General features: G+C 45.3%; 22 protein-coding genes. 5 read left to right on the forward strand and 17 right to left on the reverse strand.

Going from position 1 to position 20,916, the window contains the following annotated elements:
• Positions 1-58: 58 nt before the first annotated feature.
• Both CW370_RS12135 and CW370_RS12140 read right to left on the reverse strand, forming a co-directional pair.
• The gene (locus CW370_RS12135; protein WP_015384975.1) at positions 59-1,381 is read right to left on the reverse strand and encodes a purine/pyrimidine permease; all 1,323 of its coding nucleotides are present in this window, start codon (positions 1,379-1,381) and stop codon (positions 59-61) included.
• A 19-nt stretch (positions 1,382-1,400) separates the two neighbouring features.
• Complete coding sequence (locus CW370_RS12140; protein ID WP_124059380.1) at positions 1,401-1,718, reverse strand: YwdI family protein; 318 nt, start codon at positions 1,716-1,718, stop codon at positions 1,401-1,403.
• Positions 1,719-1,885: 167 nt separating this feature from the next.
• Between CW370_RS12140 and CW370_RS12145 the strand changes: the two genes are divergently transcribed.
• The gene (locus tag CW370_RS12145; protein WP_101169661.1) at positions 1,886-3,256 is read left to right on the forward strand and encodes an aldehyde dehydrogenase; all 1,371 of its coding nucleotides are present in this window, start codon (positions 1,886-1,888) and stop codon (positions 3,254-3,256) included.
• A 24-nt stretch (positions 3,257-3,280) separates the two neighbouring features.
• Here CW370_RS12145 and CW370_RS12150 read toward each other — a convergent pair whose 3' ends face one another.
• The 5 genes from CW370_RS12150 to CW370_RS12170 form a co-directional block, all read right to left on the reverse strand.
• A complete protein-coding gene (locus CW370_RS12150) occupies positions 3,281-3,958 on the reverse strand; it encodes a uracil-DNA glycosylase (RefSeq protein WP_003242965.1) in 678 nt (225 codons plus the stop codon).
• Between the two features lie 13 nt (positions 3,959-3,971).
• The gene (locus tag CW370_RS12155) at positions 3,972-4,778 is read right to left on the reverse strand and encodes a glycosyltransferase family 2 protein (RefSeq protein ID WP_017696218.1); all 807 of its coding nucleotides are present in this window, start codon (positions 4,776-4,778) and stop codon (positions 3,972-3,974) included.
• Positions 4,779-4,867: 89 nt separating this feature from the next.
• A complete protein-coding gene (locus tag CW370_RS12160) occupies positions 4,868-5,401 on the reverse strand; it encodes a hypothetical protein (RefSeq protein WP_024572195.1) in 534 nt (177 codons plus the stop codon).
• Between the two features lie 47 nt (positions 5,402-5,448).
• On the reverse strand, positions 5,449-6,084 hold the full coding sequence (locus tag CW370_RS12165) for a permease prefix domain 1-containing protein (protein ID WP_017696216.1): 636 nt from the start codon (positions 6,082-6,084) through the stop codon (positions 5,449-5,451).
• A complete protein-coding gene (locus tag CW370_RS12170; RefSeq protein ID WP_003227432.1) occupies positions 6,077-6,415 on the reverse strand; it encodes a PadR family transcriptional regulator in 339 nt (112 codons plus the stop codon). Before CW370_RS12170 ends, CW370_RS12165 begins: the two co-directional genes overlap by 8 nt.
• Before the next feature lie 143 nt (positions 6,416-6,558).
• Between CW370_RS12170 and CW370_RS12175 the strand changes: the two genes are divergently transcribed.
• Positions 6,559-7,374, forward strand: a complete 816-nt coding sequence (locus CW370_RS12175) for a bifunctional hydroxymethylpyrimidine kinase/phosphomethylpyrimidine kinase (RefSeq protein WP_014665830.1) — start codon at positions 6,559-6,561, stop codon at positions 7,372-7,374.
• A 90-nt stretch (positions 7,375-7,464) separates the two neighbouring features.
• Here CW370_RS12175 and CW370_RS12180 read toward each other — a convergent pair whose 3' ends face one another.
• The 3 genes from CW370_RS12180 to scrA form a co-directional block, all read right to left on the reverse strand.
• Entirely contained in the window at positions 7,465-7,713 is a 249-nt protein-coding gene (locus tag CW370_RS12180; protein ID WP_003243437.1) for a hypothetical protein, read from the reverse strand.
• A gap of 93 nt (positions 7,714-7,806) precedes the next feature.
• Positions 7,807-9,246 carry a sucrose-6-phosphate hydrolase gene (gene sacA, locus CW370_RS12185; RefSeq protein ID WP_024572193.1) on the reverse strand — a complete coding sequence of 480 codons (1,440 nt, stop codon included), beginning with the start codon at positions 9,244-9,246 and terminating at the stop codon, positions 7,807-7,809.
• On the reverse strand, positions 9,243-10,628 hold the full coding sequence (scrA, locus tag CW370_RS12190; protein ID WP_024572192.1) for a PTS system sucrose transporter subunit IIBC: 1,386 nt from the start codon (positions 10,626-10,628) through the stop codon (positions 9,243-9,245). Before scrA ends, sacA begins: the two co-directional genes overlap by 4 nt.
• Positions 10,629-10,929: 301 nt before the next feature.
• Between scrA and CW370_RS12195 the strand changes: the two genes are divergently transcribed.
• The gene (locus CW370_RS12195) at positions 10,930-11,700 is read left to right on the forward strand and encodes a formate/nitrite transporter family protein (protein WP_024572191.1); all 771 of its coding nucleotides are present in this window, start codon (positions 10,930-10,932) and stop codon (positions 11,698-11,700) included.
• A gap of 38 nt (positions 11,701-11,738) precedes the next feature.
• Here CW370_RS12195 and sacT read toward each other — a convergent pair whose 3' ends face one another.
• Positions 11,739-12,569, reverse strand: coding sequence for a sac operon transcriptional antiterminator SacT (gene sacT, locus CW370_RS12200; protein ID WP_024572190.1), 831 nt, complete (start codon positions 12,567-12,569; stop codon positions 11,739-11,741).
• Between the two features lie 39 nt (positions 12,570-12,608).
• A complete protein-coding gene (locus CW370_RS12205; RefSeq protein ID WP_003222155.1) occupies positions 12,609-12,911 on the reverse strand; it encodes a hypothetical protein in 303 nt (100 codons plus the stop codon).
• A gap of 529 nt (positions 12,912-13,440) precedes the next feature.
• Here CW370_RS12205 and vpr point away from each other — a divergent pair.
• Complete coding sequence (vpr, locus tag CW370_RS12210) at positions 13,441-15,861, forward strand: serine protease Vpr (protein ID WP_029946560.1); 2,421 nt, start codon at positions 13,441-13,443, stop codon at positions 15,859-15,861.
• Between the two features lie 37 nt (positions 15,862-15,898).
• Here the strand turns inward: vpr and CW370_RS12215 are convergent, their stop codons facing one another.
• The 3 genes from CW370_RS12215 to rodA all read right to left on the reverse strand — a co-directional run bounded on the left by CW370_RS12215 (position 15,899) and on the right by rodA (position 19,111).
• A complete protein-coding gene (locus tag CW370_RS12215) occupies positions 15,899-16,900 on the reverse strand; it encodes an LLM class flavin-dependent oxidoreductase (RefSeq protein WP_024572483.1) in 1,002 nt (333 codons plus the stop codon).
• A 173-nt stretch (positions 16,901-17,073) separates the two neighbouring features.
• Positions 17,074-17,823, reverse strand: a complete 750-nt coding sequence (nfsA, locus tag CW370_RS12220) for an oxygen-insensitive NADPH nitroreductase (RefSeq protein WP_014478349.1) — start codon at positions 17,821-17,823, stop codon at positions 17,074-17,076.
• A gap of 106 nt (positions 17,824-17,929) precedes the next feature.
• Positions 17,930-19,111 (reverse strand): cell shape-determining peptidoglycan glycosyltransferase RodA, encoded by a 1,182-nt coding sequence (rodA, locus tag CW370_RS12225; protein ID WP_015250943.1) that lies wholly within the window; start codon positions 19,109-19,111, stop codon positions 17,930-17,932.
• A gap of 496 nt (positions 19,112-19,607) precedes the next feature.
• On the opposite strand from rodA, the gene ywcE reads away from it, so the two are divergent.
• Positions 19,608-19,871 carry a spore morphogenesis/germination protein YwcE gene (gene ywcE / locus CW370_RS12230; protein ID WP_003227411.1) on the forward strand — a complete coding sequence of 88 codons (264 nt, stop codon included), beginning with the start codon at positions 19,608-19,610 and terminating at the stop codon, positions 19,869-19,871.
• Between the two features lie 41 nt (positions 19,872-19,912).
• On the opposite strand, the gene qoxD is transcribed toward ywcE, so the two are convergent.
• Positions 19,913-20,287, reverse strand: a complete 375-nt coding sequence (gene qoxD, locus CW370_RS12235; protein ID WP_003227410.1) for a cytochrome aa3 quinol oxidase subunit IV — start codon at positions 20,285-20,287, stop codon at positions 19,913-19,915.
• 1 nt (position 20,288) lies between these two features.
• Positions 20,289-20,903, reverse strand: coding sequence for a cytochrome aa3 quinol oxidase subunit III (gene qoxC, locus CW370_RS12240; RefSeq protein ID WP_003227409.1), 615 nt, complete (start codon positions 20,901-20,903; stop codon positions 20,289-20,291).
• Positions 20,904-20,916 lie beyond the last annotated feature (13 nt).

A 20,916-nucleotide genomic window follows, 5' to 3' on the forward strand; every position in this document is an offset into this window, starting at 1 on the left:
TCTCTCCCGCCTTTTCGTTAAACTCATATCATTTATCTTATCGCACCTGCACCAAAATTCAATGTTTGTTCTCCGTTGACACGAGATTGTCGGATTTTCTCCTGCGCCAAAGCTGGAACTGGTCAGCAGCTATTGCAGCAAGCGTCCCTAATACGAGCCCGTTGCTTAATAGAGAAATAAATACCGGATGCAATCCCTTTAACGCAGTTTCAGGAACAAACATGATACCGACCCCTGTCAGCAGCGAGATGCCGATGATAGACCTCACCCTTTTTGATTCTTCTTTCTCATATGAATCAAATTCGGCAAAGGCCAGACCGCCCATTGCGGAGAACACAACAAAATTCACCGCAAATCCAACGGGTGACGGCAGGCTCGCAAACGTATTCATAAAAAACGGGATCACGCTGATCACGATAACCAGAATACTGCCGAGCATAAACGGTTTTTTAGAAGGCATTTTGGTCGTTTCAATAAAACCTGCGGCTCCCGAAATCGGAACAGGCGCAATAGCTCCCGTCAAACCGCTAAGCAGATGGCTGAATGAAGCGGCAAAACCGGCATGGCGTTCATGATGCTTTCCATCAGGCTGTTTGCTGAATTTTTTCACGGCGATGTCCACGACCTTCATGCTCGCCAGCATATTCACGATCAGCAAGATGGTAATAAAAATAGAAGTGATGATCAGGCCGCTGTTAAATAACGGGGTCCCAAAAGGAAACAGGGAAGGCAGCTGAAACAGCCGGTCCGGCATTTCAATCGGCTTTGCCGCTCCGGCAGCCGCAAACAGCACCCATCCGCCGAACAAGGCTAATAAAATAGAATATTGCTTAAAAAACATGATGTTCGAATTTGTCATTATAAAGGCGGCAGCGATCACAACAAGCGCCAGACCAAATACAAGACCGTCCACCCCGTCCTGTCGATAACCGATTCCGAGAATTCCTTTTATAATGGGCTGACTCAGCTGCATGACAAGAAGCAATAAATAGACGCCCGTTACAACCGGAGTAAACAATTTTGCAAGTCTGTCAATGACCTTGAAAACACTTAACAAAAAGAAACATACAGCGCTTACAAGAAGAGCTCCCTGCAACCCCCGCAGTGTGTCTCCATATGTCGCAAACACAGTTCCCGTCAGCCCTGCGTAGATCGTATACACTCCCCACCACAAGCCGGCTGGGCTTTCATTGATCGGCAGTCTGTGGCCTTTCAAACACTGAATGACGGCGGCAATTCCCAGTACAAAAAAAGTGCTTTGAATCAATCTTGCAGAATCTGAGTGATCCAGATGAAACGACTGGGCAACCGCCACCGGAACAACAATCGCCGCAGCAATAATAAACGCTGTCCATTGCAGCGCGCCAAGAACCAATTTCACGTAAGCTCAACCTCTCTCTTTAAAAATCAAATAAAGACTCTCCGTTTCCATCCTCTTCCTGCTTCTCTTTTTCTTGCTTTCGATATTTGTTTAATCCCGCGCTCCCCATCATTTTTTCCATCATCAGCTGGTCTGTCGATGGCGGCGCGGCGGGACTTGGCGTAACGTTCGGCTGTATGCGGGGCGCGCTCGCGTTCTCCGGCTGATCAAGCACGACATCACACAGAGAACGGACAACCGCTACATAACGCTTCAGCTCCTCATCCCGTTCAGCTGTTTTTGCTTTTTTCAGCTCCTCTTCCATCTTTTGAATTAATGCAGATATATGAATGTTCATGAAGCACCCTCCAAAAAAATAAATGTTGTCTTCCTGCATTTTATCAAATTCCTGCTGTAAACGCAGATATGAGTTTGTTATTTTTTCTGACAAACCTTGCGCGATTGACAAGCAGAAGAGATTTTTCACATAATAAATCACCATACCTTACAAAAAGGAGAAACGGAATGAACAGCATCCCCTCTATCATCAGCAAGCATAAAGCCTATTTTGCGGCGGGACATACGAGACCGCTTGAATCGAGACTGAACATTTTGCGGAAGCTGAAACAAGCCGTCAGAACTCATGAAGCCGATCTCATAGCCGCTCTCTACCAGGATCTCCATAAATCCGAGCAAGAAGCATACTCAACAGAAATCGGAATCGTCTTGGAGGAAATCAGCTTTGTCATGAAACGGCTGAGAAAATGGTCCAAGCCGAAACGAGTCAAAACACCGCTGACTCATCTAGGCTCCAAAAGCATCATCATTCCTGAGCCGTATGGAACCGTTTTGGTGATTGCGCCTTGGAACTATCCCTTGCAGCTGGCGCTTTCTCCGTTGATTGGAGCCATTGCGGCGGGGAACACGGTCGTTCTCAAGCCATCGGAATATACGCCGGCTGTTTCTGCTATTCTTTCCAAACTCATCAGCAGCGTTTTTCCGACCGATTATGTCGCTATGGCAGAAGGCGGGCCCGACGTCAGCACGGCATTATTACAGCAGCCCTTTGACTACATTTTCTTTACAGGCAGCGTAGCCGTGGGAAAAGTCGTCATGGAGGCCGCCGCCAAACAATTAATTCCCGTAACCTTGGAGCTCGGCGGCAAAAGCCCCTGCATCGTCCATAAAGATGCTGACATTCAGCTTGCCGCCAAACGCATCGTCTTCGGGAAATTTACAAATGCGGGACAAACCTGCATCGCACCGGATTATTTATTTGTACACGAGGACATCAAAACGAAGCTCACAGAAGAAATGAAGCGTGCGATCAGAGAATTTTACGGCCCTCAGCCGGAACGGAATCCGCAGTACGGCAAAATCGTCAGTGAACGGCACTATCAGCGGCTGCTCAGCTTTCTGAATGACGGCATCCCACTCACAGGCGGACAATCTGATCCCAATCATCACAAAATTGCGCCGACCATTCTCGAACAAGTGAGGGATGACTCTCCAGTGATGCAGGAGGAGATTTTCGGGCCGATTCTTCCGCTCTTTACATACCGCAATATCGGGGAAGTCATTGAGAAAGTCCAATCGCGCCCTAAGCCGCTCGCCCTGTATCTCTTCACCACAAACAAAGAAATTGAGCGCGCTGTTTTAGGAAATCTGTCGTTTGGCGGGGGCTGTGTCAATGATACGTTAATGCATGTGGCGACGCCGTATTTGCCATTCGGCGGCGTCGGGGAAAGCGGCATCGGCAGCTATCACGGGTTTGACAGTTTTAACACATTCACGCACAAAAAAAGCGTCGTCATACAAACGAACCGCTTCGACTTCGCATTTCGTTATCCTTCCTCCAAAAACGGGCTGCGAATGATTCGAAAAATACTCAAATAAAAAAGCGCAGACAACCTGCGCTTTTTACAAATCCTTAATACACCAATCAATCGGCGCCTCACCCATTTTCTCCAAATAGGCATTCGCCCGGGAAAACGGTCTGCTCCCGAAAAATCCGTTTCTCGCCGAAAACGGGCTGGGATGCGTCGATTCAATGATAAAATGCTTGGACGTGTCGATCCGTTCTTTTTTCATTTGAGCATGCCGTCCCCACAAAATAAAGATAACCGGCCGCTCTCTTTCACTCAGCACGTCAATAATTCGGTCCGTCAGTCGCTCCCAGCCTTTTCCCTTATGGGAATTCGCCTGTCCGCGCCTTACTGTCAGCACAGTATTCAGCAAAAGAACGCCTTGCTTTGCCCAGCTCACAAGCGACCCGTGATTCGGGATGCTGCACCCGATGTCCTGCTGCAGCTCAAGAAAAATATTTTTTAACGAAGGCGGCTGCTTTACACCGGGCTTGACAGAGAAGCTTAAACCTTGAGCCTGTCCCGGCCCGTGATACGGATCTTGGCCGAGAATGACGACCTTGACATCATCGTATGAGGTATAATGCAGCGCATTGAAAATATCCCGGCTGTCCGGATAAATCGTTTGCTCCGCGTATTCCCGCTTCAGCATTTCTCTGAGCTCTTGATAATACGGTTTCTCAAACTCTTCCTTTAGCTGATTCCACCAGCTGTCTTGTAAAAGCTGTTTCAAGATTCAGGCCCCCTTACGAACGATGAAGTCTGGAATAGACAGGCTCGCCATCCCAAACCATTTCACTTTTTGCTTCCCGCCTCTTCATCTCAGGCTCTTCAAGCAGGACGGCAAAGTTTTTCGTCGGCAGCTCCCCGAGTCCGTGCTTTTCACTTAAACGATCCAAATATTGCTTCCGCTTGGCGCCAAGGTCCGCAGACTGATTGTCTCCCGCGTCACTGAAGGCATAAATCACACTGGCGCAAGGGACACGCTTCACCCGGTAATCCTTGGCTGCGCGCAGATAAAAATCCCAATCCCAGTAATTGTGCACATCAGCATCGAAATACCCGATTTCATCATGCAGAAAACGTCTGTACATGCTGCCCGACGGCACGTATGTAGAAAACACTCTCATATCCTCATAGTCAGCGGTATAAGCAAACAATTTCCGTGACACTGGATATCTTGTTCCGTTTTTCTCTTCAAACGAAACTATTTCCGCATCAGAATGAACGAAGTCTGCCGTTTCTATTTCCTTTGCCATTTTCTCGACATGCCCTGGCGTAAAGAAATCATCGTCATCACACAGCATAATGCAATCGCCAGACGCCTCTTTTACACCGGCATTTCTCGCAGCCACATGCCCCGAGTTCTTTTCTAAATTGATGACAGCAATCGGCAGCTCCGGATACAGTGCTTTGACCGGCACGACCGATTCCCCGGCATCATTCACAATAATAATTTCATACGGCTTCAAGGTCTGGCGGGAAATCGACTCCAGAAGCTCACACAAAGCCGGAATCCGATTATAGGTCACAATTACGATAGAAATCTTCATGATGCTCTCCTTCTCATTTTCATAGTCATGTACTATTAAAACATATATTGGACGGGAGATCAGTGGGAATATCCTACTGAAACGGCATACTACAATGATAGAAACAGCAAAGTGGCTCCGATCAGAAGCACCATGATCAGCATCAGATCTCCAAAGACATGAAAGAGATCTTTCAGGCGGACGCCATTCGGAAGGATAAGACGCCACAGCTTAGATTGATAGACCGGCAGCAGCACCAGTGCATAAGAAAGACACAAAAATGTAAAAGCCGGCGGCACAAAAGCACAGCCTGCATCGTCCCAATTCATCACAATGTCTTTCATACTAGATCCATCCAATAAAAACAAAGATATCATGAGGGCCAGCAACACAAAGGACCCCAATTGAACCTCAAACAGGCGCATTTTCTGGTTATATGCAAATCGGACCGCCCAAAACCAGACATAAGCATATGAACATAACAGCGTAAGAATGGCACCTGCTGTAAAGACGACATCAGGCAGCCGATCAAGCAGAAAAACAAAAGGCAAGCTGGCTGCCATAGCCAAGAGCATGCAGCCACCAGTAAACAAAAATACTGCCCCATGAGCTACAAAACCATATAAACAAGAGCTAATCCTCACGACATACACCTCCTTTACATAGAATTTCTATGTATATACCTAAAAAATCAGGCAAGCTGACGCCTGCCAATATAACAGCCCATTCGGCCAAATAACGGAAATAACAGCGTTGCAAAAGCACAAGTTCCAACAAACCAAGGTGTCAACAAGGATTGAAACAGCGCAGCAGGAATTACATTGAATAGAAAAACAAGCATAAAAATGACGTTTGGCACCATTGAGATCAGAATCGTATGTAGAACAAGCTTTTCTCCGCGTTTTCCAAACTCCTTCACGCCTTGATACCCAATCAGCACCCAGTAGATCATATATGCAGCTAAGATCAGCCAAACAGAAACAGAAATGCCTTTCCATACTGCTTGAACAAACGGTGATTCAAGCCATACATGCATTATTGTAATCGCAATGCCGACAGCGAATAGGGCACTGTTACAGAAAAGATGGAACATCAAAAACGCACGGAACGTTACTGGCTGTATTTTCTTAAACGAAGAAACAATGTCAGTTGGTGTTCCAAACGCCTGCAATAAAGTCTGCATAGCTTCCTCCTCACTCTTTCCTTCCTGAAAAGAGCAAAACAGATGGTGTTCAATATGGCTCTCAATCTCTTCTATCATTGCCTCGTCTTCAGGAAGCCCTTTAAGCCCGCTTTTGATTTCGGATACATATGTTTCTTTATCCATTTTGTCCGCTCCACTTCAGTATTCGGTCCATCATGGCTGAAAATACGCTCCATTCCTTCGTGCGTTCCGCCAGCACTTCTTTGCCTTCGTCTGTAATCCGGTAATATTTGCGGTCCGGTCCTTTCTCCTGCTTCTCCCAGTAGGAAGAAATATATCCTTGGCGTTCAAGCTTGTGAAGAGAAGGATACAAGGTCCCTTCTTTCATCTGCAGTTCGTTTCCGCTGCGGCTTCCCATTTCTTTTACAAGCTCATAGCCGTACATCGGCCGCTCGTTCAGAAGCGTCAATACCAATATAACCGTGCTTCCCTTAACCAGCTCACGATTTAACATCTCAAAACCCCTACCTAGTTTTCTTATGTAGCATTTTACGAAAGCACCTTGAGATTGTCAAATGATTCCTATAGATCTTCTATATTGTGATACAGAGAAAATCTAACTATAATGAAAGACAAAACACGATGGAGGTTCAAGACATGTCTATGCATAAAGCACTCACCATTGCCGGCTCAGATTCCAGCGGCGGTGCTGGGATTCAAGCTGATTTAAAAACATTTCAAGAAAAAAACGTATACGGGATGACCGCCTTAACGGTGATCGTTGCGATGGACCCAAACAACAGCTGGGACCATCAGGTATTCCCGATCGATACTGATACAATCCGCGCCCAGCTTGCAACAATTACGGACGGCATCGGTGTGGACGCCATGAAAACAGGAATGCTGCCAACCGTTGACATTATCGAGCTTGCGGCAAAAACGATCAAAGAAAAACAATTAAAAAATGTGGTAATTGACCCGGTTATGGTTTGCAAAGGTGCTAATGAAGTCCTTTATCCGGAGCACGCCCAAGCCCTGCGTGAGCAATTGGCTCCGCTAGCCACTGTCATTACGCCAAACTTGTTTGAAGCCAGCCAGCTCAGCGGCATGGATGAACTAAAAACAGTTGACGATATGATCGAAGCCGCGAAAAAAATTCACGCACTCGGCGCTCAATATGTCGTCATTACAGGCGGAGGCAAACTCAAACATGAGAAAGCCGTTGATGTTCTCTATGACGGAGAAACAGCGGAAGTCCTTGAAAGCGAAATGATCGATACGCCTTATACACATGGCGCAGGCTGTACATTCTCAGCAGCCGTGACAGCGGAGCTTGCCAAAGGTGCGGAAGTCAAAGAAGCCATTTACGCAGCGAAAGAATTCATCACAGCGGCCATTAAAGAATCCTTCCCGCTAAACCAGTATGTTGGTCCTACGAAGCATTCTGCACTGCGCCTGAATCAACAATCATAAACAAAAGGGGCTGCCTTACAGAGAGGCAGCCCTTTTTAAATCACCGAAGACTTTTCACAAAAAAAACTGCCGATCCCATCAGCAGCCTGTTTATTTGATTTTTAAATTGTTTGCAGATTTCCTCAAAAATGTTTCTATCGACTGAACAAAAAGTGCATATTCCTTCATTTGTTCATATGCCCGCGTGAGAATTTCCGCTGTTTCACTGTGCGGCGTTGTTCCGCCAAGCATTTTTTTCAGCTGAAGCAGCACATCCTTATATTCTTCCCGCTTATCTTCAACTTGGTTAGCAGCCTTTTCCAAACATTCCGGTGTTATCTTCTGTTCATGTATATTCAAGAAAACAACTCCTTTTACAGAAAAAAATAGTAGGTTATCGTTGAAGAATAGCACAGATGGCTCAGATTTCACATAAGAAAATAGAAGGATTTTCTACATAAGTGTCCAAATTCCGACATTCATTTCAGATTTCCCGGTCGAACTGGCTGTTACTTCATGATTTCCCGGGAAAGGAAAATACCTCGCACTAAAGACCTCTTCTCCGTTATTGATAAAGATTTCCACAGATGACGCGTCGAGAAACATGTGTACGGTATGCAAATCCTTGATGTGGCAATGTCTCGCTTCTGTTCTTTTTCCGTCAAAGCTCTTTCGTTCCAGAGTAACAATCCCCTCGTCTTTTTGGAAGGAAAACGTAGCCGTTCCGCGGATACTGATTGAAAAGCCAGACTCCGTATGAATGTCTTCCAGCAGAATCTCAGCTCTTTCAGGTTTTTCCACTGGAATCGTACCAGATGATCCATGCATATTGATGTGTATTTTTTTCTCATTTCTGCGCATGGCTTTTAGCTCAGGCAGCGGCTGCTGAATCAGCTTCTGGCCTGAAAGCGTCAGCTGTCTCGGCAGCGTCATGCAGTGAATCCAGTGGCAGTCAATCGTCGGATGGGACCCTTCATCCTGATCAGGCACCGCCATCCATGCAAACAAAATCCGCCTTCCCTGATCGTCTTCAAGTGTTTGCGGCGCGTAAAAATCAAAACCTTGATCAAGCTCCGTAAATTCACCATGCTTCAGTTCAGGCTTGTTATAATCGAGACGGCCGACAAAATAACCTGATTGATATACGTTCTGATAACGGAAACCGTCAGCCTCAAGCCCTTGAGGCGAAACAATCAGCACGTCCGATCCTTGAAGGGAAAACAAATCAGGGCATTCCCACATGTATCCAAAATCGTCCAGCCCGTTGAAGCCTGCGCCAGTTATCGGGCCAAGAAATCTCCACTCTGTCAGGTTATCAGAAGCAAACAATACAGCCTGCCCTTTCAAATTCTCTGTTTGCGCACCAATCACCATATACCATGTGCCTTCATGCTCCCATACCTTCGGATCGCGAAAATGCGCCGTATATCCTTCCGGAAGGCGGGCGACGACACCCTTTTTCTCAAAGGACAGCCCGTCGTCAGAAACAGCAAGGCATTGATACGTTTCCCGATTTCCATCCTGATCCCTGACATTTCCTGTGTAAAAAAGATAGAGCCGATCGTCTTTCGTGACAGCGCTGCCCGAGTAGCAGCCGTTTTTATCAAACCAATCACTCGGAGCCAGCGCAATCTCTTCCCGCTTCCAATTCACAACATCCTGTGTCGTATAATGCCCCCAAAATTTTGCGCCGTGCCCCGTCTGAAACGGCTGCCACTGAAAGAATACATGATAGCTGCCCTTCCAATAAATCACGCCATTCGGGTCATTCAGCAGCCCAACCGGCGGCATGATATGAAAATGCTGGCGGTGCGGATCGCTGTTAGCGATGGGCTCTTTTTTCTCCACTTCTTCATAAGCCCGGCGACGAAGCTCCTGATCATGTGCTGTCATTTTTTCCTCTCCTCATCCTCATTAATCTTCATGACAAATGCTGCAATGAACGCTGACACTGCCGCAATCGCCATGCCAATCAGATAGTGAATCAAGTTGCTGACGCCAAACGGAGCCGCAATGGCGATCATCGGAATTCCCGTTAACCCGTAAGCGTTTGCAGCTACATGTGTAAAGACGACATATGCCCCACCCAATGCGCCTCCGATCATCGCGGCGATAAACGGTTTTCGGTAGCGCAGATTGACTCCGAAGATGACGGGCTCAGTAATGCCAAGAAAAGCGGAAAATGCAGCTGGAAGCGCGATTTCTTTTGTCTTTGCCTTTTTCGCCATAAAGAAGACGGCAAGACCTGCCCCGCCCTGTGCGACATTCGCCATTGACCAGATCGGCAGCAAGTAGTTTTTGCCTATATCTGCAATAAGCCCAGCCTCAATCGCATGGAAGCTATGATGAACGCCTGTCAGCACGATGAGTGAATACGTGCCCCCGAAAATCAGACCTGCGACAAAACCGGCATGGTCATACACATAAGTTAAAGCAACCGTAATGCCGGAGCCAAGCGCTCTGCCCAGAGGGCCAATCGCGATAAAAGCAACAAACCCGGTGACAATCACAGTAACAAATGGTGTAACAAGCAAATCCACCGCATGTGGAACCACTTTTCTCGTCCATTTCTCTACCTTGCTCATCACATACACCGCAAGCAGGACAGGGATAACAGTTCCCTGGTAGCCGAGAAGCGCGATATCAAATCCGAAAAGATGCATGTAATCAGGTGTCGCTTCCGCCAATCCCCATGGATTTAAAAGATTCGGATGAATCATGATTCCCCCGATGACCGCTCCCAAGTATGGATTGCTGCCAAACTCTTTTGAAGCGCTGACCCCGATTAGAATCGGCAAGAAAATGAATGCTGCACTTGAAAACATATCAAGCAGCTGCAAAAGCGCAGAATCCTTGCTCATCCAATGAAACGCATTGATCATACCCAGCAATCCCATTAATAGGCCGCTGGCTACAATAGCCGGGATGATTGGAACAAAAATATTAGAAAGCGTTTTCGCAAATCTCGCAGCGGGATTCAGCTTTTCTTTTGCCGCATCCTGATGATTTACGTGTTCTTCACGCTCGATATCTGCTTCTTTAGAAAAGGCATCGAATACTTTATTCACAAGGCCTGTTCCGAAAATGATCTGGTACTGGCCAGAGCTGCTGAAAGCCCCTTTGACGCCATCAAGCTCTTCTACTTGTGCTTGATCTATCTTTGATTCATCTTTCATCACTAAACGCAGTCTTGTTGCACAATGAGCCGCGCTGATAATATTTTCTTTCCCTCCGAGAAGCTCAATGAGGCGTTTGGCAGTCTCTTTGTAATCCATCTATTTCTCCCCCTTTTATTTAAACAAAAAAGACCTAAAATTCGCCAACGAATAAAGGATACAGCGATCCTTTTTCATTTACGCAAATTTTAGGTCTTGCCTGCTTTACCAGTCACAATCCCGCTTATTCAGATTAAGAATACGCTTTCATCATAAATCATGACAGCGTTTTCGTCAACTATTTTTTTAGTTAAATAGTTTGATAAAACATGTAGACAAAAATTCGTAAAAATTAATTGTGAAATAATTCACAATATCGTGCTATACTATGCTCAATCATGAAAGAAAGCAGGAAAAGACAATGGAAACTCAAGCATTGCAAAAGGTTGAACAGTATGCTTTGAAAAAACAAAACATATTCGCTTCAAGCAAAATCCGTTATGTGCTTCGGTCCATTTTGGCCAGTATGTTTATTGGTTTTGGCATTACAGCCGCAAGCAAAACAGGCAGCTATTTCTTTATGGCTGATTCTCCGTTTGCCTTTCCGGCAGCCGCTGTCACTTTCGGGGCCGCTATTCTGCTGATTGCTTACGGAGGCGGAGATTTATTTACCGGCAACACCTTTTATTTCACCTATACCGCGCTCCGGAAAAAACTCAGCTGGCGCAACTCCCTGTACTTGTGGATGTCAAGCTATGCCGGCAATTTAATCGGCGCCATTCTGTTTGCCATCCTGATCAGCGCGACGGGACTTTTTGAGGAGCCTTCTGTTCATTCCTTTTTGATTCATTTGGCAGAGCACAAAATGGAGCCGCCGGCTTCCGAATTGTTTTTCAGAGGAATGCTGTGCAATTGGCTTGTGTGCCTCGCCTTTTTCATTCCAATGTCTCTCAAAGGGGAAGGAGCAAAGCTTTTTACCATGATGCTTTTCGTTTTCTGCTTCTTTATTTCCGGCTTTGAACACAGCATTGCCAATATGTGCACATTCGCCATCTCGCTTTTGATCGAGCACCCTGATACAGTGACACTGATGGGAGCAGTCAGAAACTTAATTCCCGTTACGCTCGGCAATCTGACCGCGGGAATAGTTATGATGGGCTGGATGTACTACACACTGAATCCTGATCAATAAAAAAACTTCCAGAGATCACTCCCTGCAAGTCAAAGCGGTTATTCCGAGAGATCTTGAAGACGCTGGACATGCAGCGTGATATAGCCGGCCTCGGATTCCGGCAAATGTAATTGATATTCATTTTTCAAAAACTCCGCCAGCTCCAGCGCACATTGATAGGCGAATGAATACTTTTTTTGGATGAAATAAAGCATCTCCTCGTCCATACGATGGAGCGCTTCATTTGATTCCAACCGGCTGACCGCGTATCGCAAATGCGTGACAAGGCGTTGATAGGAAATGCTGTTTTCATCCACCTTTCGATTAAAGTATTGTTCTATTTTCTCTATCATTTCTTTGATCATGGTCGTATGCTTCAGCGCTGAATACATGCTCTCCGCATCCATCTTCGCCGTATGGATGTGAAGGGCAATATAACCCGCTTCATCTTCAGGCAGAGACACGCCCAATGTCTCTTTTACATGTCCGATCGCCCACAGGCCGATCTCATATTCTTTTTTATAGAGCGCCTTTATCTCATGCAGCAATTTATTCTGCACAAGCAGCCCATTTTGAATCCTTTCGAGCGCAAAGGACAAATGGTCAGAAAGCGCGATATGAATGTGATCGCTCAGCGGCGCCGCGAGCTCTCCTTCCGCATAGCTGATGATATCCTCAGCTATTTCTATATGCTCCTCCGGCAGTGTTTGCAGGATTTGTTTGAACTTTTCATTCTCGTCGCGCACGACAAAGATCTTTTCCACTTTATTCATAGGGATGAGATCATTTTTCTTTTTTTGAAAAGCGATTCCCGGCCCCATCACGATTTTTTCCTGATCATCCTCTTTTATTAAAGCCGCATTGTTGTTTAATACTTTATAGATTTTCAAGAGGTTATCTCTCCCGCCAATTTGCTTTTGACTGGGATTTTACCTCCTTTTGACCGCCATGTAAAGATGCGGGCCCGCTCTCTCCTGCTTTGGCGATTCCTTGAAGGCTTGCAAACATCTTCTTTTATAAAGCGCGGCGGCTTTCGCTTTCTGCTTTTCTTCCTCATTCACAGCCATCCGCCATTCATAAAACGAAACGAGTCCTGCGGCCTGCACAGCCGCCTTTCTTTGGTATGTACGCTGAGCCGAATAAACCGCGGCAGCCGCAGTTTTTCTGTCCGGCGTCACCCAGTTCATCAAAAAGACCATCCACACCCGTAAAGATACAAGCAAACGTTTCATAGAAAAACATCCCTCCGCTTCTTTTTGGCAGGCAGCCTTTTTAGCAGCCCGTTTTCTCAGCCGCAGCCCGCAAGAAAAGACGGCCGATTTCTTTTCTCGCAAACTAGCGGCTCTAGCAAAACTCATGACTCTATGATAGACCGTGGAAAGAGAATTCTTTGTCACAATATGAGTGAAAAAACCAACTAGTTTTTAGAAGTTTTGTTGAAAGCTGAAAGAATTGAAATGAAAATTGGAGAACCGCTTTGAAAACTTTATACACAAGTTATCCCAAAGATAAGAACAACTTAATCACAAGAGATATCCACATGTCCACAAACTCTATCTATATTTTGTATACGAACGTATATTCCTAACTATATATATACACAGGTTTATTCACTTATACACAGGGTTCTGTGCATAACTCCTTCGTTATACACAAACAAAATCCAATAAATGGTCCAAATGACACAAGGATTTTTTTGAATTTTCAAGAAATATATACTAGATCTTTCACATTTTTTCTAAACACAAAGGGGGAAACACATTGAAAAAGGGGATCATTCGCTTTCTGCTTGTAAGTTTTGTCTTATTTTTTGCGTTATCCACAGGTATTACGGGCGTCCAGGCAGCTCCGGCTTCTTCAAAAACGTCGGCTGATCTGGAAAAAGCCGAGGTATTCGGTGATATCGACATGACGACAAGCAAAAAAACAACCGTTATAGTGGAATTAAAAGAAAAATCCTTGGCAGAAGCGAAGGAAGCGGGAGAAAGCCAATCGAAAAGCAAGCTGAAAACCGCTCGCACAAAAGCAAAAAACAAAGCAATCAAAGCGGTGAAAAACGGAAAAGTAAACCGGGAATATGAGCAGGTATTCTCAGGCTTCTCTATGAAGCTTCCAGCTAATGAGATTCCAAAACTTCTCGCGGTAAAAGACGTTAAGGCAGTGTACCCGAACGTCACATATAAAACAGACAATATGAAGGATAAAGACGTCACAATCTCCGAAGACGCCGTATCTCCGCAAATGGATGACAGTGCGCCTTATATCGGAGCAAACGATGCATGGGATTTAGGCTACACAGGAAAAGGCATCAAGGTGGCGATTATTGACACTGGGGTTGAATACAATCACCCAGATCTGAAGAAAAACTTTGGACAATATAAAGGATACGATTTTGTGGACAATGATTACGATCCAAAAGAAACACCAACAGGCGATCCGAGGGGCGGAGCGACTGACCACGGCACACACGTAGCCGGAACTGTGGCTGCAAACGGAACAATTAAAGGCGTAGCGCCTGATGCCACACTTCTTGCTTATCGTGTGTTAGGGCCTGGCGGAAGCGGCACAACGGAAAACGTCATCGCCGGTGTGGAACGTGCAGTGCAGGACGGGGCAGATGTGATGAACCTGTCTCTCGGAAACTCTTTAAACAACCCGGACTGGGCGACAAGCACAGCGCTTGACTGGGCCATGTCAGAAGGCGTTGTCGCTGTTACCTCAAACGGCAACAGCGGACCGAACGGCTGGACAGTCGGATCGCCGGGCACATCAAGAGAAGCGATTTCTGTCGGTGCGACTCAGCTGCCGCTCAATGAATACGCCGTCACTTTCGGCTCCTACTCTTCAGCAAAAGTGATGGGCTACAACAAAGAGGACGACGTCAAAGCGCTCAATAACAAAGAAATTGATCTTGTCGAAGCAGGAATCGGCGAAGAAAAGGATTTTGAAGGGAAAGACCTGACAGGCAAAGTCGCCGTTGTCAAACGAGGCAGCATTGCATTTGTGGATAAAGCGGATAACGCTAAAAAAGCCGGTGCCATTGGCATGGTTGTGTATAACAACCTCTCTGGAGAAATTGAAGCCAATGTGCCAGGCATGTCTGTCCCAACGATTAAGCTTTCATTAGAAGACGGCGAAAAACTCGTCAGCGCCCTGAAAGCTGGTGAGACAAAAACAACATTCAAGTTGACGGCCTCAAAAGCGCTCGGTGAACAAGTCGCTGATTTCTCATCACGCGGCCCTGTTATGGATACGTGGATGATTAAGCCTGATATTTCCGCGCCAGGGGTCAATATCGTGAGCACGATCCCAACACACGATCCTGACCATCCATACGGCTACGGATCAAAACAAGGAACAAGCATGGCATCGCCTCATATTGCCGGAGCGGTTGCCGTTATTAAACAAGCCAAGCCAAAGTGGAGCGTTGAACAGATTAAAGCCGCCATCATGAATACCGCTGTCACTTTAAAGGATAGCGATGGGGAAGTATATCCGCATAACGCTCAAGGCGCAGGCAGCGCAAGAATCATGAACGCAATCAAAGCAGATTCGCTCGTCTCACCTGGAAGCTATTCATACGGCACGTTCTTGAAGGAAAACGGAAACGAAACGAAAAAAGAAACGTTTACGATTGAAAATCAATCTTCCATTAGAAAATCATACACACTGGAATACTCATTTAATGGCAGCGGCATCTCCACATCCGGCACAAGCCGTGTTGTGATTCCGGCACATCAAACCGGGAAAGCCACTGCAAAAGTAAAGGTCAATACGAAGAAAACAAAAGCTGGCACCTATGAAGGAACGGTTATCGTCAGAGAAGGCGGAAAAACGGTTGCTAAGATACCTACATTGCTGATTGTGAAAGAGCCCGATTATCCGAGAGTCACATCTGTCTCTGTCAGCGAAGGGTCTGTACAAGGTACCTATCAAATTGAAACCTACCTTCCTGCGGGAGCGGAAGAGCTGGCGTTCCTCGTCTATGACAGCAACCTTGATTTCGCAGGCCAAGCCGGCATTTATAAAAACCAAGATAAAGGTTACCAGTACTTTGACTGGGACGGCACGATTAATGGCGGAACCAAACTTCCGGCCGGAGAGTATTACTTGCTCGCATATGCCGCGAACAAAGGCAAGTCAAGCCAGGTTTTGACCGAAGAACCTTTCACTGTTGAATAAGAAAAAGCCCTGCCGATTCGGCAGGGCTTTTTAAAGATCAGTCAGCAAACGCCTCCTGCAATAAGCGATACGATCGGAGCTTATCTTCAAAATGATGCGTGATGGTCACCACCATGATTTCCTCTGTTTCATACGCTTTACTCAAAGCTAGCAGCCGCTCCTTAACCTGTTCTTTCGTACCAACAATCATTCGATTTCGATTATCAGCAATTCGTCTCTGTTCATAAGGAGAATACGTATTTTTCCGAACAGCTTCATACGAAGGAACTCCCTCTAAAGGAATACCCTGCTCTCCCGCCAAAAGTGTAAAATCAAGCACAGCCCCAAGCTCATCTGCCTTCTTCTCCGTGTCAGCACAAAGAACAAAAACAGCAACTGCCGCTCGAGGCGTATCTCCTAACACAGACGGTTTGAATCGCCTCTTATACTGTCTGACAGTACCCTCTCCGCCCTCTCCATTGATAAAATGGGCAAACATATAGCCAGCGCCAGATTCAGCTGCGAGCAGCGCGCTTTCTCCAGATGAGCCGAGCAGCCACACATCCGGAGCCGTTGAAATATGCGGCGCAGCCGTCAGATTCGGAAAACGGTGTTTATCATCCGCCAAATCATGCAAATACATGGTCAACTCCTTGATTTGCTGCGGATACTGATCAGCATTGCGCTTACCGCCGTCATTCAGCGCCCATGATGCAATCGGCATTCCCCCCGGTGCTCTGCCAAGCCCCAGGTCAATTCTTCCTGGTGTCAGCCCCTCCAGAACACGAAAGTTTTCAGCTACTTTATAAGCACTGTAATGCGGCAGCATGACTCCTCCTGATCCAACACGGATTCGCTTTGTTTTCGCTGCTATATGACTGATTAGCACCTCAGGACTGGACCCTGCCAGACGTTTTGAAAAGTGATGCTCAGAAACCCAAAATCTCTTATATCCAAGGTCCTCAGCAGCTTGGGCAAGCGCAACGGTTTGCTGTAAGGCCGTTTCTGCATTGCTGCCCTCTGATACTGGAGATTGATCTAATATACTTAATGAAACCATCCCTACCACCTCATCCTCATCGTATCACTGATCTTCTATTTTTTCTCCAAAGCCGCTCACACTGCTTATCAGTGTTCCCTATCATTCGCCATTTATTTGTGAAAGCCTGTCCCTATTTGTCGGAATATGTTACACGTGAAACATAAAAACCCCTCCAGACGGAGAGGTTTGCTTTAGTTTTTATTAAAGCCCTTTTCTTTCACGTAGTCATTTAAATACGTACGCGGCTTTTGCTTCATAAAGTTCAGTATTTGATCGGACCACGTTTCTTCCCGCTGCCCGTTTGTTCTTTCTCTATAGTAATCAGAAATGGTTTTGTCATACGTATTCATAGTATGACGGAAATCGTCTGTGTTCACATTATACGTATTCTCATGATAAACGGCCTGCTTTGGCAATCTCGGTTTTTTGCCGGAAAGGTTCGCAGGATGGCCTACTGCCAGTCCGAAAAGCGGGAGCACATGGTCAGGCGTTTGCAGCACCTCTGTCACCTTGTCCAGTTCATTCCGAATGCCGCCGATATAGCAAATGCCAAGCCCCATGGATTCAGCGGCAATGCTCATATTTTGCGCTGCCAGCGCCGCATCAATCAAGCTAACCATAAACATTTCTGTATTCTCGAGCAGCTCAGAAATATGTTCACCTTTTTCCTCAGCCAGTTGTTGATGGCGGTACAAATCCGCACAAAATACAAAAAAGTGTCCGTTCTTCTCAACGTAAGGCTGATTCCCAGCAAGCACGGACAGCTCGCGTTTTTTCTCAGGATCAGAAACCCCGATAATCGAATATGCCTGCACATAGCTGGATGTAGACGCAGCCTGCGCACTTTTCACTAATGTATCAATTTCTTCAGCTGTCAAAAGCTGATCAGTAAAAGACCGGATTGACCGATGATTCAAAATGGTTTCGATTGTGTTATTCATCACAAGAACCTCCTTATCACTTTTTATCATATCCGAAAAAAAGTGATCTCAAAAGTGAAATGCTCTGCACAAAAAAAAGACAGCCTCTGTAAAGGCTGTCTGCATATTAAGAATTAAAAAGATAACTTCTGTATTTCGTCAGCTGCACACTTGCATTATATACAATCCCAAATCCGATTAACGTGGAAAGGGTCGAACTTCCCCCATAGCTGACAAACAGCAACGGAATCCCGGTAACAGGCATAATTCCAATGTTCATTCCGATATTCTGGAATGTGTGGATCACAATTAACGCCGTATAGCCAACGCAAAAGAAAGAAGCGAAACGGTTAAACGGATGTATTTTGTCTATCAGAACAACAAGCCTGTAGATTAAAAAGAAGAACATGATGACAACAATTGCACAGCCTATAAAGCCAAATGACTCACCTATTATAGAAAAGATAAAGTCAGTCGTACTCTCTGGAACATAAACCTTCAAATTAGAAATACCATTACCTAAAATACCACCAGATCCTATTGCCATGATGGCCTGGTCAACTTGCCAGCTGTCATTTGAATCTTCCTGTGTCTCATTTGAAGCAGACACCCAAGAAGTGACCCGCTTAATTTGATAATCCTGTATTCCAACTGATTTAGCAACGTCAGGAAAGTTTATCATTACTAATAAAATTAATGAAATGAGTAAGATACCTGAACCAGCTATGATCGCAATCAATTTCCAATTTATCCCTGACATAAAAACCATTACAAGAACGATAAACATACATATTCCCGCAGTCCCAGCATCCTGCATCAGGATAAGACCTACAGGAATAACTGCGACACCCGCAATCTTTAATAACAAGTGGATATCATCCCTAAGCGTCCGAACTCCTTTAGGATTAGCTTTTCCAATAACTGAAGCAAGCATCATAATCAAACCAACCTTCATAAACTCTGACGGCTGTATTGTTATTCTACCGATCCTAAACCAACTTTTTGCCCCTTTAATAACAGGTGCAATAGACTCGGGACTGATTTTAAGAATAATCAAAGATAAAATACCAATGATAAAAATATATAAACTTAACTTTTCAAGCTGTTCTAAATCAAAGTACAAAAGAACTGTAATGGCAACAGCCCCCAAAAAATAAAACACAATTTGCTGAATCCAATCCGTGTTCCCATACTGCCCAAACTGACCGGCAGCATAAATTGATACTACGCTTATAATAAAAAACACACCAAATATAAAAATCAAATCCCCCTGGTAAAAGGGGCTTTGCTGTTTCTTATATCGACTCATTCTATCCCGCCTTACATTTTCATCGGAAAATCACTAATGTTTATTATACATGAACCACGTTCAAGATGACACGTGAAGCTCGCTTCCTTTTATGTTTTTTCAGCATTTGCAGCGCTTTTTCAGCTACACGAAATATGACGTATCATAAACCGAAATGTTTCGATTGACACAAAACTTTTCAAATGAAAAAAACGCCATACCAAAAGAATTTGTTAAAAAACGAATGCGATAATGTGTTATGTTCCCAAATAATGTGATACCTCATATAGAAACAGCTAAAAATTCAGAGCCCCATGCCCATACATTCTCCTAGCATATTGAACGAAAAAAATAAGACGATAGATCCAGTCCATTTCTGCAAAAACACGTATCAATTTCTGGAAAACATGGTATAATAATTGTAACAGAATGTTCAAAAAACAATCACAAAACAGACACAACTCAGTTCCTCTATTTCATTTTTGTAAACGTTATCACAAAATGAAAGGAGACGGGTATGATGGACATGTTTTTTGCTTACTTATTGGTTGCCAGCGCAACGCCTCTCTTTATTTGGCTTGATAACAAAAAAGTCGCACTCTCAGCTATTCCGCCAATCATCTTAATGTGGGTATTCTTCTTCTTTTACGCAACAGAAAGCCTTTCTCCACTAGGACACACTCTCATGATTATCTTGTTTGCCGTCAACGTCATTGTCGCTCATATCGCCGCATTTATCATTTACGGCCTTCCGTATCTTCGCAGAAAGCGAAGCAGCTGAAGACAGCAAAAAACCCTCTTCCAATGAAGAGGGTTTTTGTATTATTCGTTATGGCCTGAATGCTCTGAGTGTTCAGCGCCTCCAGGAGGATTTCCGTCCATATGGTCACCATGGTGATAGTGAGCCGCAAAAATCCAGATGGATCCAAGTACGATAACGATCGCGCCAAAGAATCCGAACAGCGTGTTTCCGACTTGGATCGTGCCGTTTTCGCTCTCTGTCATATGCATGAACATGAGAAGCTGCAGCGCCGCCTGAATGAAGGCGAAGCCGAAGATTATCCAAAGTTTTGCTGATGAGCTCAGGTCAGTATACACTGCAACCCATAGAGCCAGCAGGGTCAAAACGATAGACAGGATAAAACCTACAATGTGTTTCCATGGAAAGTGACTGTGTTCAGCAGATTTGTTTGCCATTTTACAGACCCCCCAATCCCATGAGATAGACACCTGTAAAGATGAAAATCCATACAACATCTAAGAAGTGCCAGTACAAGCTTGAGATAAAGATTTTAGATGAAGTTTGCGGAGTTAAGCCGCGTTTCTTCAACTGAATCAGAATTCCTGTGATCCAGAAAATCCCGATTGTTACGTGAGTTCCGTGAGTTCCAAGTAAAACAAAGAATCCAGACCAGAACGCACTTGTACTGAGAGCCGCTCCTTCATGTACATAGTGAACAAACTCGTTGATCTCGCATCCGACGAAGCCGGCACCGAGAAGAAGAGTGATAATTGTCCAAATGACTACACCTTTTAAACTTCCGCGGCGCATTTCATGAACAGCGATCCCGCAGGTAAAGCTGCTGATCAGCAGCAAGAACGTCATAATCATTACCAGATTGACTTCAAATAGTTCGTCTGGCAAGACACCTCCAGCTGTTCTGTTTTTAAGAACGAAGAAGGTTGCAAATAGTGTTGAGAACAACACAATTTCTGCCCCTAAAAAGATCCAAAACCCGAGAATATTAAGTCTGCCGGTTTCAGATTGATATTCCATAGGCGCGTTAGAATTGCCGTGTTCTGCATGTTCCATAACTCACGCCTCC

Origin of the sequence: Bacillus sp. SN32, from assembly GCF_002837495.1 — a bacterium.
In the GTDB taxonomy this organism is placed as follows: domain Bacteria; phylum Bacillota; class Bacilli; order Bacillales; family Bacillaceae; genus Bacillus; species Bacillus subtilis.

Coding starts and splice junctions, on each gene's coding strand:
- CW370_RS12165 (WP_017696216.1), bottom strand. CDS start 6,084: ATGGATAAAGAAACATATGTATCCGAAATCAAAAGCGGGCTTAAAGGG.
- CW370_RS12205 (WP_003222155.1), bottom strand. CDS start 12,911: ATGAAACGTTTGCTTGTATCTTTACGGGTGTGGATGGTCTTTTTGATG.
- CW370_RS12145 (WP_101169661.1), top strand. CDS start 1,886: ATGAACAGCATCCCCTCTATCATCAGCAAGCATAAAGCCTATTTTGCG.
- sacA (WP_024572193.1), bottom strand. CDS start 9,246: ATGACAGCACATGATCAGGAGCTTCGTCGCCGGGCTTATGAAGAAGTG.
- scrA (WP_024572192.1), bottom strand. CDS start 10,628: ATGGATTACAAAGAGACTGCCAAACGCCTCATTGAGCTTCTCGGAGGG.
- CW370_RS12175 (WP_014665830.1), top strand. CDS start 6,559: ATGTCTATGCATAAAGCACTCACCATTGCCGGCTCAGATTCCAGCGGC.
- CW370_RS12195 (WP_024572191.1), top strand. CDS start 10,930: ATGGAAACTCAAGCATTGCAAAAGGTTGAACAGTATGCTTTGAAAAAA.
- nfsA (WP_014478349.1), bottom strand. CDS start 17,823: ATGAATAACACAATCGAAACCATTTTGAATCATCGGTCAATCCGGTCT.
- CW370_RS12215 (WP_024572483.1), bottom strand. CDS start 16,900: ATGGTTTCATTAAGTATATTAGATCAATCTCCAGTATCAGAGGGCAGC.
- qoxC (WP_003227409.1), bottom strand. CDS start 20,903: ATGGAACATGCAGAACACGGCAATTCTAACGCGCCTATGGAATATCAA.
- rodA (WP_015250943.1), bottom strand. CDS start 19,111: ATGAGTCGATATAAGAAACAGCAAAGCCCCTTTTACCAGGGGGATTTG.
- CW370_RS12170 (WP_003227432.1), bottom strand. CDS start 6,415: ATGTTAAATCGTGAGCTGGTTAAGGGAAGCACGGTTATATTGGTATTG.
- ywcE (WP_003227411.1), top strand. CDS start 19,608: ATGATGGACATGTTTTTTGCTTACTTATTGGTTGCCAGCGCAACGCCT.
- CW370_RS12155 (WP_017696218.1), bottom strand. CDS start 4,778: ATGAAGATTTCTATCGTAATTGTGACCTATAATCGGATTCCGGCTTTG.
- CW370_RS12140 (WP_124059380.1), bottom strand. CDS start 1,718: ATGAACATTCATATATCTGCATTAATTCAAAAGATGGAAGAGGAGCTG.
- qoxD (WP_003227410.1), bottom strand. CDS start 20,287: ATGGCAAACAAATCTGCTGAACACAGTCACTTTCCATGGAAACACATT.